Origin of the sequence: Pandoraea soli (genome assembly GCF_902459595.1) — a bacterium.
Taxonomy (GTDB): Bacteria; Pseudomonadota; Gammaproteobacteria; order Burkholderiales; family Burkholderiaceae; genus Pandoraea; species Pandoraea cepalis.
Map to the genome: position 1 here is coordinate 181,749 of NZ_CABPSG010000001.1, position 13,893 is coordinate 195,641.

A 13,893-nucleotide genomic window follows, 5' to 3' on the forward strand; every position below is an offset into this window, starting at 1 on the left:
CCACCGGCCACCGATATCATTTTGATGCGTCAGGCCGACGAGGCGGCCGTCGCCGTATGACCTTGGCCGCGCCGGTACAGCCCGAGCGTGGCAACCAGCCCGCAGAGCGCGGCGAAACTCAACCAGTACCCGGGTGAAGCCTTGTCGTGCGTGACCTGGATCAGGTACGTCGAGATGGCGGGAGTAAAGCCACCGAACACCGCGGTCGCGAGACTGAACGCCAGCGAGAAGCCCGCCACCCGCACTTCCACGGGCATCACTTCCGTCAGTGCGGCCACCATCGCGCCGTTGTACATCCCGAAGAAAAACGAGAACCACAGCAGCACAGTCAGCATGCGTGCAAAGCTCGGCGCGCCGGCGAGCCACGAAAGCGCAGGATAGGCCGTGAAGATCGCCAACACGGAGATGGCAAGCAAAACCGGCTTGCGCCCCACACGGTCAGAGATCGCGCCGCCGATCGGCAGCCAGATGAAATTCGACGTGGCCGCCAGCAACGTCACCATCAAACTGTCTGACGTCGAGAGTTTGAGCACAGACTTGCCAAACGTCGGCGTGTACACCGTGATGAGATAGAACGTGGTGGTCGTCATCGCCGTGAGCAGCATGCCGCCAATGACGATACGCCAGTTGACACACAGCATCGCAAAGATTTCACGCACCTGCGGACGATGCCGCCGCGCTTCGAATGCCGCGGTTTCCTGCAGCGAACGGCGCAGCACGAAGAGGAACGGCACGATTGCGCAGCCGATGAAAAACGGCACGCGCCAACCCCACGCGACAATCTGATGCTCGGTAAGCCAATGATTCAGGCCGTAGCCGATCGCCGCCGCCATCACGATCGCGACTTGCTGACTGGCCGACTGCCAACTCGTGTAGAAGCCCTTGTTGCCGGGCGTGGCCATTTCCGCCAAATAGACGGATACGCCCCCCAATTCCGCGCCCGCCGAAAAGCCCTGTAACAGGCGTCCCAGCAGCACAAGTGCGGGCGCGAGCAGCCCGATGGTCGCATACCCTGGTACGCACGCGATCAGGATGGTGCCGCTCGCCATGATCGACAGCGTGACGATCAGTCCGGTGCGCCGCCCCACCCTGTCGATGTATGCGCCGAGAAAAATCGCGCCCAGCGGACGCATCAGAAAGCCCGCGCCAAATACCGCGAAGGTGAGCATCAACGACGCGAAGTCGCTGGTCGACGGGAAGAAAATCTTCGAGATCGATGTCGCGTAGAAGCCGAACAGAAAAAAATCGAACTGCTCGATAAAGTTGCCGCTGGTGACCCGTAGCACGGCAGCGGCCCGGTTCGCGCGCGAGCTGCCGCCACTGGCGGAGATGGGTTCTGTGGGGGTCATGGTGTCTCCTGATTATTGGTTTATGTACGTAACGGGTACCGTCGGCACCCTGCGGGATTTAATCCGCGCCCAGGCTTAACGCGTTACCTTGGCGCTTCTCGATCGATGATTTAAGTAACGCCGCCGAGCGAAAAATGCCGTGCGCGAACTTTCCGTAAGGCAGCGTCGCGAACAGCGCCATGACAATGCCCAGATGGATGGCGAGGAGCGGCGGCATCGCGGAGGTAGCACGGAACGCGAGCAACGCGAGTCCGGATACGCTCGTCAACATCAGAAGCGCGATGAAGCCGCGGTCCATCGGACGTTGACGGGCATCAGTGCGTTCGGGATTGCGCCTGAGGTTCAGCCACCACAACCCTGCCGGCCCGACAAACAGTCCAATGCCGCCCACCGTGCCCAGCAACACCGGGATGCTCAGATAGGGATATGGCGCCTCCAGACTGAACGCATAGTGATAGAGCGTTGCAACCGCAGTTGCCGCGAAGCACGACATGAACCCGTAGAACGTCAGGTGATGGAAGCGGCGTCGCACGAGCGTGAACCCATCGTCCGATTCGTTGCAGCCGTCGCCGTGTCCACCATCGAGATACTTGAGCGTCAGCGCGTGCTTTGCGGCTTCGACGGCGGCAGGCATGCTCGCGCTCGCGGTTCCCGCCGAGACGTCGCGCCAGAAACGCGTAACGCCCACGCCCAACGCCAGCATCGCGAACAGAAAGACCGTGCCGAACATTGCCGCGAGCAGGTTGTGCGGGAAGATCGCGTAGAAGTTTGCCGGCGTGGCGTCTGCGGAAAGACCACCGCGCAATGCCAATCCGAGCATCAGAAAGAGCGCGAGACCTGCCGCCAGCGCGACCGACAAGGTCACGCCGTTACGCTTGTACAGCGCGCCGAACGCCGCGGGAAACGCATATTCGGTGTACGTTTCGAGGCGGACTTGCGCCATCGATTTGGGCACGTTAACCGCGAATTCATGCGGTGGCGCGTACTGGCACGCGTGATAACACGCGCCACAGTTGTGGCAAAGGTTCGCCAGATAGTTGACGTCCGCCTTGCCGAATTCAAGACGGCGCGTCATTGCCGGAAATACGGCGCAAAATCCCTCGCAATAGCGGCACGCGTTGCAAATCTGCATCTGCCTCGCCACTTCGGCTTCACTGTTGCTCAACGGCACAATGGGAATCACGCGCGCCGCGCTGCCCGATGCGCCGTGTTGGGTTGCCTTGGTATCGAACGGCGACGCCGTCCGCGTACGTTCGGGCGTGAGCACGTCAGACTGCTGCACTGTGAGCCTCCCTTGTCTTGTGTGCGGCGCGCGCGGCCTGCGTGCCGGCAATGCGTCCGAACGCAGTGCCGATCGACATGCCAACGCCGGCCGTATAGCCCTGACCAAGCACGTTGCCGGCCATCATTTCCCCCGCGACGAACAGGTTCTCGCTCGCCTCGCCGCCGAAGTGAACCTGCGCCCGGTCGTTGGTTTTCAGACCGAGGTACGTAAACGTGATGCCTGGGCGCAACGCATAGCCGTAAAACGGCGGCGTGTCGATCCGGCGTGCCCAGTGCGTCTTGGCTGGCGTGAGGCCTTCGGTGTGGCAGTCGTCGAGCGCGGTGTGGTCGAAGGTGCCGATGCGACAGGCATCGTTGTAGCGGGTGATCGTTTCCATGAACTGCGTCTCCGGCAGCCCCAACTGACGCGCAAGTTCCGGCAGCGTGTCGGCCTTCACGCCCGGAAACACCGGCGGCATGAATCGGCCGATCGCCTTCGAGTCGATGATCGAATAGCCGATCTGTCCCGGCTGATGAGCGACGAGCCGTCCCCATATCGCATAGCGCTTGGGCCAGAAATCCTCGCCCTCGTCGTAAAATCGCTCGCCATCGCGATTCACCACGACACCCAGCGACACACAGTCAATACGCGTGCAGATGCCGCCGTCGTAAAGCGGCGCACGCGCATCGATGGCAACGCAATGCGATTGCGACGGATCGCCGATCAAATCGGCGCCGGCTTGCGTCATGTGTTTGATCAGCACGCCCGTGTTAAAGCGCGTACCGCGAATCAGGAAGTTGTCGGCAGGCCATTCGCCGCGCTCGTTCTGCCCCCAAGCATCGCGCAGCCAGGCGCGATTCGATTCGAAGCCCCCCGCCGCGAGCACGCAAGCGCGGGCCTCGAACCGCTCGGCACCGCTGCGCGCCGCGACGAAGCGAGCGCCATCGAGTTCAAGTGATTCGACGGGGGTGTTGTAGCGGATGTCCACGCCGAGCGCTTCCGCGCTTCGGTAATACGCGTTGACAAGCGCTTTGCCGCCCCCCATGAAGAACGCGTTCGTGCGGGCCACGTGTAGCGCGCCGGAGAGCGGTGGCTGGAAGCGCACGCCGTGTCGCTGCATCCACGGCCGGCACGCCGACGATGCGCGGATCGTCAGTCGTGCAAGTGCCTCGTTGGTGATGCCGCCCGTGACCTTGAGCAGGTCCTGCCAGAATTCTTCTTCCGTATAGGCATCCACGAGCACGTCTTGCGGCGCATCGTGCATGCAACGCAGATTTCGCGTGTGTTGCGAGTTGCCGCCGCGCCATTCGCGCGGTGCCGATTCGAGAAGCAGGACCGACGCGCCGGCCTCACGCGCCATCAACGCAGCGCATAGCGCCGCATTGCCTCCTCCAATTACCAATACATCGACCATTTGACTTGGCTCCTTTCGGACGCATCATAGGGATGCCAAGTCTGTTCTGCCAGTCGTGTCCCCTCAAGGGGCCTTCACTGTTTGTGAAGACTGCGGCGCGCGCAGACGTGCGCCGGGCCAGCGGCTTTCGTGCACAAGTTGCCGCGCGACATCGGCGAGGACGACGCGCGCGGCAAGACCCGCGGGCGACAGTTCGTCGTCGGAGACACTGGCGATCATGTTGGGCCGCGTGGCGTAGCGTTCTGCGACGGGCACGCTCGCCAGCAGACCGTTCGCGGATCTGGCGAGTGCGGCGCCGGGCTGTATCGTCGCGCCCATGCCCGTTTGGACCAGATCCATGAGCAGCGCAAGACCGTCCACTTCGGCGACCACGTTGGGTTCGTAAGCGGCGCGTCGAAACGCCGACGACAGCAGCGAGCGCAGCCCATGCGTGCCGCTGGGAAGGATGAGCGGAAGCCTACCGAGGTGCTTTAGTCGCACGGATGTGCCTGTCGGCATGCCATCGAGGCCCTCGGCGCCGATCAGGAACAGTTGCTCGTCGAGCAGTGGCATCACGCTCCACCGCTGCGCGGGTTCCTCTCGAAAGAGCACCGCGAGATCGATCTGACGGGCGCTAAGCATGGGGGCGAGATAGCCGGAAAGGCTTTCGACGATGCGCAGCCGAACATCGGGGTATCGTGCACGCATGGCTTGCGCGAACGCGACGCCGAGCACGCTCGCCGTGCTTGGCGCCATCCCAACACTCACATGTCCTGACAGACGGGCGGAGCGCGCGGCAACCGCGGCGTCGTCGACATGGCGCAGCGCGAGTTGTGCCTGACGCCAAAACGCGATGCCGGCGTCAGTCGGCACGACGCCGGAGGATGTGCGCTGCAAAAGGCGGGTCGAAAGTTCTCCTTCGAGACGGCTGATCTGCTGGCTCAACGCGGACGTGACCACACCGAGGTCCAAGGCGGCCCGCCCCATACTTCCGTGTTCCACCACACTGACAAAATACCGTAGCTGTCTCAATTCCATTTCGCGATCGACCGAGAAGTTTTGGCTAGCATGCGTCGAAGGCGACGGTATTGGCAAGTCCCAACGCCGCCGTCGCCAGTGACAACCATTGCCCGCGTGTCGACGACTCGACCGCACGACACCGACCTCAATGAATTCGGTCCCGCAGAATGCCTTGAATGACAGCCAGGGTCACCCTACATCATCTCCGGACGAAGGAGCTGCCCTCCTTTCTTGAATCGATTCAGACTGAAGGGGGTGATATCGGCGTAAGGCGTTTTATTCTGCGCCATTTCAGACACGAGCAACCCGGCCCCCGGGCCCAGGCCAAACCCGTGTCCGCTGAACCCTGACGCGACGATCAGGCCCGGGATTTCATCGACGGTCGAAATCACCGGCACGAGATCCGGCGTCGTATCGATGAGGCCCGCCCACGCCTGCAATATCCGCACCCCTTTCATTTCCGGAAAGCAGGTCGTCAGGTTGCTGACCGCCTGCGCCAACCATTCTTCATCAATGGCCGGCTCCAGCACGCGAATACGCTCGAACGGCGAGATGTCGTCAAACGCCCAGCTTGCCGACGCCTCGGGTCCATTAAAGAAACTCTTCCCTATGCGAATCTTCAATTTCTTCGTCAGTTCGGAACGATAGGTCTGATAAAACTTCAAGGCGTACCGAATCCCTTGCGGGGCCAGCTCGACACGACCATAGCCCGGTACGGCAAGCGTGTAGCCCCCATCGAGACGACGACGCAACGCAAACCCGGGACCGTTGAATGTGCCGCCGGGCAACGCCGGGACTTGCGACGTGCGCATCGCGGTGCCCACCACATTGGCGACCGGCAACTCAACGCCATGGCGTTTCAACAAGCGCGAACTCCACGCGCCTCCGGCACACACGACCGTCGTCGCGCGAATAAGACCGCGTTCCGTCCACACGCCGGCGATACGGCCGGCGCTGATGTCGAATCCTCGCGCGGCACATGTCTGCAACACATAGGCGCCCAGTCCTTTTGCCCCCTCGGCGATGGCTGGCGCGGCCTTGCTCGGTTCGGCCAACCCGTCCGTCGGCGACCAGAGGCCGCCTACCCACCGCGCCGTCCCCGTCGGAATGCGAGATTTAAGCTCCGCTGCCGAGAGAAGATCGAACGAATAGCCAATCGCCTTTGCGCCGACCGCCCACTTTTCCCATTTCGCAATGTCTGCCTCTGCCGTCGTCCCATACAGACTGCCCTGACGGCGGAAACCGAGGTCGCGACCGATCTCGTTTCCGATCTCCGACCACCGCGTCAAGCTGCGCATTGCCATGACCAATTCGTCATGCCTGCGATTTTGCTGACGCACCCATCCCCAGTTGCGCCCAGACTGCTCGGCGCCGATGAATCCCTTTTCCACCAGGGCGACCGACACCCCCTGACGCGCCAACTCGTACGCGGCAGTGGTTCCAATGATGCCGCCGCCGACGATAACAACGTCGACATCGGTAGGCATCACGGGACTATCGCTGACTCCGTCGATTTGCAACATGGATATCTTGTTTGAAGTTCCGTTGTCCGCCGCCCTTTGCCTCAGGGCGACCCGTGTGCCGCATTCCCTTCCCTGGCTTGCGCGATTCGGAATGGCATGCGACGTGCTCGGCGTTCGCCATCAGGCGTACCCCAGGATCGCTTTCGTCTCGAGGTACTCCTCGAAGCCATGGATGCCGTATTCGCGACCGTTCCCCGAGCGCTTGTAGCCGCCAAATGGGGCATGGGCGTCCCACGCCGGATGGTTGATATGCACTTGGCCCGACCGGATACGCGAGGCAACCGCTCGCGCGTGCATCAGGTCCTCGCTCTGGACGTGCGCACCCAGGCCGTACTTCGTATCGTTCGCGATCGCAATCGCCTCATCGACGGTGTCGTACGCCATGAGGCTCAGGACCGGCCCGAAAATCTCTTCCTGTGCGATGCGCATGTCGGCCGTCACGTCGGAGAAAATCGTCGGCCGAACAAAGTAACCGTGGCTCAAACCTGGCGGGAATCCGGGACCACCGCAGATGAGCCTTGCACCCTGCGCGATACCCACGTCGATCATGGCCCGTACGCGGTGAAATTGTGCTTCGTTTGCAATCGGCCCGAGCGTTGTCTGCCCCGAACCAGGATCCCCCACGACCATCGACTCAACCGTGGCGCAGGCCAAGCGTTCGACTTCGGCGAGACGATCGCGAGGGACAATCATTCGCGTGGGCGCACTGCACGACTGCCCTACGTTGCGAAACGCGGCCATGACGCCTAAGGCCACTACCCGCCCAAAATCGGCATCCGGAAGCAGAACGTTCGGTGACTTCCCTCCCAGCTCCAGCGTGACCCGCTTGACCGAGTCTGCCGCCGCCTTCGCCACGAGCGCGCCGGCCCGGTTGGAGCCGGTGATCGAGATCATGTCAACCTGCTCATGCGCCGCGAGGGCTTCGCCCACTTCCGGACCACTGCCCTGCACAAGATTGAATACCCCCGCAGGCACCCCGGCATCGTGCGCAATCTGCGCGAAGACTTCAGCGTTCAGGGGCGACAATTCACTGGGCTTGAGAATCACCGTACATCCTGCGGCAAGCGCGGGCCCCACCTTTGCCGTAATTTGATACAGCGGCCAGTTCCAGGGGGTGATCAACGCACATACCCCAATAGGCTCGCGCGCAACAGCCGTGTGCCCGTCAATCTTGAGAAAAGGGTAGCCGGCCGCGATTTCGCTTGCCACACGAATATGCTCCGCGGCGAACGGGACGTGCGAGGCACGGGCGAACGATATCGCCGCGCCCATTTCCGACATGATCGTCTGTGCGAGCAGTTCCTTTCGATCCAGAATGAGGCGATACATTCGGTTCAGGATCTCGACGCGATCCGCCACCGGCGTATTGGACCACGGGTCGAACGCCCTTCGGGCCGCGGCGACCGCCTTGTCGACATCTTCCCGCGATCCGACCGCCAGATGGCGAATCGCTTGGCCAGTTGCCGGGTTGACGACGGGCACCGTGCGGGGATTCGCCGGTACCAACCATTCCCCATTGATGTAAAGCGTGCGCGTGCTGTCCGTCGTCGTAGCTGTGCGAGTCATGATTCCGATCTCTCAAAAACGGTAGGCGATTCAGATGGGCTCAAGATAAAGAAGCAAACGGGTGCGGTGTTTAACACGGGGTAAATTCGACATTAAACCTTTCTTAATGGACGCCCTCCCCACTTGATATCTCATGCCTCCGGCCGCCGCGGGGCCGCTTCTCAGGCGCCGCCAGGATTTTGTCCTGTGTAATATTGACGGAACATGACGTTAATGGTGACTTAATGATCGATCTGGACGATCTGCGCCTGTTCCGCGCCTTGGGCGCTTCGCGATCGCTTGCCGCCGCGGCGCGGCTGCTGAACCTGACGCCCCCCGCAGTCACCGTCCGCCTACAGCGCGTGGAGGAGCGGCTGGGTGTGCGCCTTGCGGTACGTGGCGCGAAAGGTATCTCGCTGACCGATGAAGGTCAGCGTTTCTTGCATGAGGCGTCTGAACTCCTTGAACGTATAGACGCAATTCCGTCCCGAGTGTCGGGCGAACCCGGCAGCCTCACCGGCAATCTGCGCATCGTTGCGCCGCTTGGCTTTGGTCGCGCGCACATTGCGCCCTTGGTACGCGAGCTTCATCGGGCACACCCAGGCCTTTCGATTTCACTGGTGCTCGCCGACAGTCCGCTCACCGCAGCGTCGGGCGCGGATGTCGTCATTTCCATTGGCAACGTCAAAGCGTCTTCCTGGGTGGGGCATTACCTGGCGCCCAATGAACGATATCTCTGCGCGTCTCCCGCGTTTGCGCGCCGCCTGCCGGCCGTCGTGCATCCGTCCGAGCTCGATCGGTATGAATGCCTATGCTTGCGCGAGAACGACGAAGACGCCACGCATTTGCGATTCATGCGTAACAACGATCCCGGAACGGGTGCAAGCAAGGCCGCCACCATTCGAATGACCGGCGCATTGTCGTCCAACGACGGCACGGTCATCAGCGATTGGGCGGTCGCCGGAATTGGCATGATGGAGCGGTCCGAGTGGGATGCCGCACGACTGATTGCCGCTGGAAAACTGGTTCGCCTACTGCCGGAATGGCGCTTGGCGCCCGCCCCCATCATGGCGCTGGTGCCAACGCGTCACGGACTTTCGAGCCGTCAGCGGGTGTTTCTCGAAACGGCGAAGCGCGCCTTCGACCCACCGCCGTGGCGTCGGTGACGCTCTGACAGCGACCATACATCCCGTGGTTCAGCGCACCTTGCACCAAAGTGGACCACGGGTGCCCCCTGGAAGGCCAGGCAAGTCCGTTACGACAGCGAATTGCGACCCGCCGGGACTGGAAAATCAACGACGAATGCAAGAATGACAACCCCCTCTTGCCTGGACATCCGGCATGGAGTAAAACGTCGATCCATCCATGTCAACCTAGCCTAGAACACCACGCCTATGGACCAACCCGCCAAGCTCAACGCCGATTCGCTGGGCATCGTCGAATCGGTGATCATGGGCATCGCCGGCACTGCGCCGGCCTACAGCGTCGAAATTACGACGTCGACCATCATCGGGACGGCCGGCACGCTTTCGCCGGCGAGCATTCTGGTGTGCGGGTTGATCATGTTTGGCATCGCTTACGCGTTCATCAACATGAACCGTGCCCTGGCCAGTGCCGGGACCTCCTATTCCTGGGTGAGCATGGTCTTCGGGCGCACATTGGGCTTCTTTGCCGGCTGGGCGCTGCTGGTGCTGTGCTGCGTGTTCATGGTCTCGGCCATGATTCCAGCGGCCAACGCCACACTGCTCATCTTTGATCGACCCATGATGAATAACGTGCACTACGTGACGCTGATCGCGGCCGCGTGGCTCACGGTCGTCAGTGCAATCGTCGTCAAGGGCGTCAAGCTGACCAGCTACGTGCAGGTGGTGATGACCATCATCGAGGGCATCATCCTGCTGGTCATCATCGTCGCGAGCTTCTTCGTGTTCCCTCACGCACAGCAGCACGCGTTCTCGTGGCATTGGTTTTCGCCCCTCGCGTTCACGCCCGCGCAGTTCGCCAGCGGTGCCCTGGTGGCGATCTTCTTCTTCTACGGCTGGGACGTGACCATGAACCTCAGCGAGGAGACGCGCGACTCGAACCGCATCCCCGGCCGGGCGGCGTTCTGGTCGATGGTGTTCCTGATGGTGTTCTTCCTCGTTTTCATCGTCATCGCTCTGCTGGGGCTGTCGGACGCCGAGATCCAGCACTTCAACACCAATATCATCTTTGCCATCGCCGAGAAGCTGTTCGGGCCGACCTGGGGCTACGTCGCGATCATCGCGGTCTTGCTGAGCACGGTGGGAACGGTCGAGACGCAGATGTTGCAGTTCACGCGCACCCTCTTCGCCAAGAGCCGCGACGGGGCCCTCCACCATCGCTATGCGCGACTGCATCCGCGTTGGCAAACGCCCCATGTTGCGATCTTCTTCATCTGGATCATCGGGCTGGCGCTGCTGTTCATGTCGTCTTATCTGCCGACGATCAACGTCATTCTGCAGGATTCGATTACCGCGATCGGCTTCCAGATCTGCTTCTACCTTGGGCTGACCGGACTCGCCTGCGGCTGGTACTACCGCAAGGTGTTGACGCAGGGGCCGTGGGCCGCCGTGACACATGTCATCTGGCCGGTGGCAAGCGGGCTTTTCTTGTTCTTCATCGCGGTCTACAGCATTCCGACCTTCGATTGGGCCACCAATGTCGTCGGCATGGGCGGCATTCTCATCGGTATCGTTCCGCTGCTGCTGAACCGCAAAAAAATCTGGGTGGCCCGGCAAGGCTGAGCCGACTGACGCCCTGAGATTGGCCGCACGGGGCGCAGACTCCCCGTGCTGGCGGTGGAATTCGCGCATCCCCTCCGCGCGTAGCCCCCACATCATGACAAATTCGTCATTTTGCCGTCATGGGATCGATGGCGACGTCCAGATAATCTTGCCTCATACCGCAAGGTACCGACCGGGCCAAGACCGCGGTACCGACTGAGGGACATTGCGCCGTATGGCGTTGTCGAGACATTCGGATACGGATACATGCAAACCCATTTCGGCAGACGAACCTTCGTGAAGGGATTGGGGGCCGCCGGTCTTGCTGGCGGGCTTGGACTGTGGCGCCCACCCGTCTGGGCGATTTCGAGCCCGGGGCAGCCCCATGTGCTCGCGGGCACCCAGTTCGATCTCGATATTGGTCAGACCCCCATCAACGTGACCGGCCGGACACGAACCGCCACGCTGATCAACGGCACCCTGCCCGGCCCGATCCTGCGCTGGCGCGAAGGCGATGACGTCACCCTGCGCGTTGCGAACAAGCTTCACGCGCAGACCTCCATTCACTGGCACGGCATCCTGCTGCCAAGCAATATGGATGGGGTGCCGGGGCTGAGCTTCGACGGCATCGACCCGGGCGAAACGTTCACCTATCGCTTCAAGGTGAAGCAACACGGCACCTATTGGTACCACAGCCATTCGGCCATGCAGGAGCAGACGGGCGTGTACGGCCCCTTGATCATCGACGCGAAGGACCCCGAGCCGTTCAAATACGACCGGGATTACGTGGTCATGCTCTCCGACTGGACGGATGAGGACCCGCAGCGAGTCAAGGCAAAGCTCAAGAAGCAGTCCAATTACTACAACTTTCACCAGCGCACGATCACCGATTTCTTTCGCGACGTCAAAACCCAAGGGTGGCGCGCGACGATCGCCGATCGAAAGATGTGGGCCGAGATGCGCATGAGCCCGACCGACCTGGCGGACGTCAGCGCCTACACGTACACCTATTTGATGAATGGCCAGGCGCCCAACGGCAACTGGACGGGACTCTTTCGCCCGGGCGAGCGCATTCGCCTGCGCTTTATCAATGGGTCGGCCATGACTTATTTCGACGTGCGCATTCCCGGTCTGAAGATGACGGTCGTGGCTGCCGATGGTCAATACGTCAATCCGGTCAGCGTGGATGAGTTCCGGATCGCGGTCGCCGAAACGTACGATGTGATCGTCGAACCGGCAAATACATCGGCTTATACGATTTTTGCCCAGTCGATGGATCGAACCGGCTTTGCCCGAGGCACGCTGGCCGTGCGCGAAGGCATGGCGGCCGAGGTACCCTCCCCTGACCCGCGCCCGCTGCTCACGATGGACGACATGGGCATGGGTGGCATGGATCACGGCGCAATGCCCGGCATGGAGATGTCGAGCATGAGCGGTGAAACCCTGCAGACCATGAACGACACGCCTGCCACCGATCCAGGGGCAATGCCGGGCATGGACGGCATGTCGGGGTCGGCCACCAGCACAGCGGCGGGCATGTCTGGCATGGATCACGGCGCCATGTCGGGAATGGGCGCGATGGGTGCGATGCAATCGCATCCCACAACGGAAAACGGAAATCCACTCGTCGATGCGCAAGCCATGAGCCCCACGTCGCGACTCTCGGATCCGGGGATCGGGCTGCGCAACAACGGACGACGCGTGCTGACGTATGCCGACCTCAAGAGCGCATTTCCCGATCCCGACGGACGCGAGCCGACGCGCACGATCGAACTGCACCTGACCGGCCACATGGAAAAGTTCGCCTGGTCGTTCGATGGCGTGAAGTTTTCGGACGCGAAGCCGATTCACCTCAAGTACGGCGAGCGGGTCAGGTTGGTGCTGGTCAACGACACCATGATGTCGCACCCGATCCATCTCCATGGCATGTGGAGCGATCTGGAGGACGAGGACGGAAAGTTCATGGTGCGCAAGCATACGATCGACATCGCTCCCGGGTCGAAGCGAAGCTATCGCGTCACGGCCGACGCTCTTGGCCGGTGGGCTTACCACTGCCACCTGCTTTTCCATATGGAGACGGGAATGTTTCGCGAAGTGCGCGTGGAAGAATGATGCGAGCGAATAGACGAATGTCATCGACGATCCCGCTGACGCTCAAGCGAACGGCTTTCGCCATAGGCGTCGCAAGCGCCTTCGGGCATGCCGTTCCTGTCCTTGCGCAGACGGCGGTTTCCCAGGCGCACATGCACGATCAGGCCGCGTCGGGCGACGTAGAGATGCAACCCATGCAACCCGCCGCGTCGACCCCGAGCGCATCTCCGGTGCCGCCGCTCACGGACGCGGATCGCAACGCCGTATTCCATGGCGGGCACATGCACGATATGGGCGACGCGCAGATCAACTACCTCGTGCTGTTCGACAAGCTGGAGTGGCAACACGCCGGCGGCGGCAACGCGTTGAATTGGGAAGGGACAGCCTGGGTGGGCGGCGATATCGACCGCTTATGGATCCGTTCCGAAGGCAAGCGGACGGAACACGGATTGGAGGACGCGGAGGTTCAGGCGCTTTGGGGCCATGCGATCAGTCCATGGTGGGATGTGGTCGGTGGCGTCCGCCACGACTTCAAGCCGGGACGGTCCCAGACGTGGGCCGCGTTAGGCCTGCAGGGACTCGCGCTGTACAACTTCGACGTGGAGGCAACCGCCTATGTCGGGCAGGCCGGGCAGACCGCCGCCAGGCTGGAGGGCAAGTACGAGTTGCTGATTACCAACCGCCTGGTGCTTCAACCGACTGCGGAAATCAATATCTACGGCAAGAACGATGCGAGCCGGGGTATCGGTGCCGGCCTGTCGTCCACCTCGCTCGGGTTGCGCCTGCGATATGAACTCGATCGCCAGTTCGCCCCTTATATCGGCGTCAACTGGGACCGAAGCTACGGAAATACGGCGCGTTTCGCGGAACAAGAGGGCCAGCGACGCAGCGAAGTGTCCCTTGTCGCAGGCGTTCGCGCCTGGTTCTGATGTCGACGTTCGTGCGCCCGACGCACGACGTTCGT

10 protein-coding genes are annotated in these 13,893 nt (G+C 62.0%); 4 read left to right on the forward strand and 6 right to left on the reverse strand.

The genetic code is table 11. The features are described 5' to 3' along the window. Positions 1–29: 29 nt before the first annotated feature. The 6 genes from tcuC to PSO31014_RS00705 all read right to left on the reverse strand — a co-directional run bounded on the left by tcuC (position 30) and on the right by PSO31014_RS00705 (position 8,115). Entirely contained in the window at positions 30–1,349 is a 1,320-nt protein-coding gene (tcuC, locus tag PSO31014_RS00680) for an MFS transporter (RefSeq protein ID WP_150549843.1), read from the reverse strand. A gap of 58 nt (positions 1,350–1,407) precedes the next feature. Then, positions 1,408–2,631: a tricarballylate utilization 4Fe-4S protein TcuB gene (tcuB, locus tag PSO31014_RS00685; protein WP_150549844.1), complete on the reverse strand. Its 1,224-nt coding sequence runs from the start codon at positions 2,629–2,631 to the stop codon at positions 1,408–1,410. Then, positions 2,618–4,027 (reverse strand): FAD-dependent tricarballylate dehydrogenase TcuA, encoded by a 1,410-nt coding sequence (gene tcuA, locus PSO31014_RS00690; RefSeq protein ID WP_150549845.1) that lies wholly within the window; start codon positions 4,025–4,027, stop codon positions 2,618–2,620. Before tcuA ends, tcuB begins: the two co-directional genes overlap by 14 nt. A gap of 63 nt (positions 4,028–4,090) precedes the next feature. Next, complete coding sequence (locus tag PSO31014_RS00695) at positions 4,091–5,044, reverse strand: LysR family transcriptional regulator (RefSeq protein WP_150549846.1); 954 nt, start codon at positions 5,042–5,044, stop codon at positions 4,091–4,093. A gap of 176 nt (positions 5,045–5,220) precedes the next feature. Next, positions 5,221–6,549 (reverse strand): NAD(P)/FAD-dependent oxidoreductase, encoded by a 1,329-nt coding sequence (locus tag PSO31014_RS00700; RefSeq protein ID WP_150549847.1) that lies wholly within the window; start codon positions 6,547–6,549, stop codon positions 5,221–5,223. A gap of 120 nt (positions 6,550–6,669) precedes the next feature. Next, positions 6,670–8,115: an aldehyde dehydrogenase family protein gene (locus tag PSO31014_RS00705; protein WP_150549848.1), complete on the reverse strand. Its 1,446-nt coding sequence runs from the start codon at positions 8,113–8,115 to the stop codon at positions 6,670–6,672. Between the two features lie 224 nt (positions 8,116–8,339). Between PSO31014_RS00705 and PSO31014_RS00710 the strand changes: the two genes are divergently transcribed. The 4 genes from PSO31014_RS00710 (at position 8,340) to PSO31014_RS00725 (ending at position 13,858) form a co-directional block, all read left to right on the forward strand. After that, positions 8,340–9,260: a LysR substrate-binding domain-containing protein gene (locus PSO31014_RS00710; protein ID WP_150549849.1), complete on the forward strand. Its 921-nt coding sequence runs from the start codon at positions 8,340–8,342 to the stop codon at positions 9,258–9,260. 228 nt (positions 9,261–9,488) lie between these two features. Continuing rightward, entirely contained in the window at positions 9,489–10,859 is a 1,371-nt protein-coding gene (locus PSO31014_RS00715; protein WP_130025986.1) for an APC family permease, read from the forward strand. Positions 10,860–11,105: 246 nt separating this feature from the next. Further along, entirely contained in the window at positions 11,106–12,950 is a 1,845-nt protein-coding gene (locus tag PSO31014_RS00720; RefSeq protein ID WP_150549850.1) for a copper resistance system multicopper oxidase, read from the forward strand. A gap of 17 nt (positions 12,951–12,967) precedes the next feature. Further along, positions 12,968–13,858, forward strand: coding sequence for a copper resistance protein B (locus PSO31014_RS00725; RefSeq protein ID WP_246176174.1), 891 nt, complete (start codon positions 12,968–12,970; stop codon positions 13,856–13,858). Positions 13,859–13,893: the final 35 nt, after the last annotated feature.

Excerpts from the sequence above, each read along its gene's own strand:
- tcuC (WP_150549843.1), bottom strand. The coding sequence starts at position 1,349 with ATGACCCCCACAGAACCCATCTCCGCCAGTGGCGGCAGCTCGCGCGCG.
- tcuA (WP_150549845.1), bottom strand. The coding sequence starts at position 4,027 with ATGGTCGATGTATTGGTAATTGGAGGAGGCAATGCGGCGCTATGCGCT.
- PSO31014_RS00695 (WP_150549846.1), bottom strand. The coding sequence starts at position 5,044 with ATGGAATTGAGACAGCTACGGTATTTTGTCAGTGTGGTGGAACACGGA.
- PSO31014_RS00700 (WP_150549847.1), bottom strand. The coding sequence starts at position 6,549 with ATGTTGCAAATCGACGGAGTCAGCGATAGTCCCGTGATGCCTACCGAT.
- PSO31014_RS00705 (WP_150549848.1), bottom strand. The coding sequence starts at position 8,115 with ATGACTCGCACAGCTACGACGACGGACAGCACGCGCACGCTTTACATC.
- PSO31014_RS00710 (WP_150549849.1), top strand. The coding sequence starts at position 8,340 with ATGATCGATCTGGACGATCTGCGCCTGTTCCGCGCCTTGGGCGCTTCG.
- PSO31014_RS00715 (WP_130025986.1), top strand. The coding sequence starts at position 9,489 with ATGGACCAACCCGCCAAGCTCAACGCCGATTCGCTGGGCATCGTCGAA.
- PSO31014_RS00720 (WP_150549850.1), top strand. The coding sequence starts at position 11,106 with ATGCAAACCCATTTCGGCAGACGAACCTTCGTGAAGGGATTGGGGGCC.
- PSO31014_RS00725 (WP_246176174.1), top strand. The coding sequence starts at position 12,968 with ATGTCATCGACGATCCCGCTGACGCTCAAGCGAACGGCTTTCGCCATA.